We start from the raw sequence: 493 nt of genomic DNA on the forward strand, positions 1-493 counted from the left end.
GGGGCGTGAACGCGATTTAGGTAACATGCGATTTCTTGCATGTCTTTGCGCTCACAATAGTATTGAATAGCTACAGCACGAATCGGATTACTTTGAGTAAATGCTTTGAGGACTACCTGATCGACAAATGCAGCTTCTTCTCCCTCGTTGGCGCGCGCGAAAAGATTGCTGAATGAGTTTCTCGGGTTAATTATCTCTTTGGCTTTCTGGAATAATTCGGTTCCCCGGTAGCCCAATTTGTGGAGGTCCTCCACAGTCTTCACAATTGAGGCTCCTTTATTTTCATCCCACGCACTGACAATCATGAGTCTGCCAATAACACCACAACTTCCTGTCGGCGCGGTGTCACCACCGACAGCCTGCCCCCACATATTTAGGACTGACCTTACCCACCGATCCTGCACTGGAGTGATGCGCTGTAATTTACCCAGGTAACTTCTGCGTGGAGCTTTTGCAAGCTCGTGCCATACATTGGATTTCATGCTGCCTCCTG

Annotated in this window: 1 protein-coding gene; it reads right to left on the minus strand. The window is 48.7% G+C overall.

Annotated features, from left to right (window positions below):
- Window positions 1-482: hypothetical protein (locus tag DBA33_RS20470; RefSeq protein WP_120807134.1), on the minus strand; the 482-nt coding region annotated here is incomplete at its 3' end.
- Between the last annotated feature and the right edge of the window lie 11 nt (window positions 483-493).

Origin of the sequence: Yersinia sp. IP36721 (assembly GCF_003634395.1) — a bacterium.
Classification (GTDB): Bacteria; Pseudomonadota; Gammaproteobacteria; order Enterobacterales; family Enterobacteriaceae; genus Yersinia; species Yersinia entomophaga.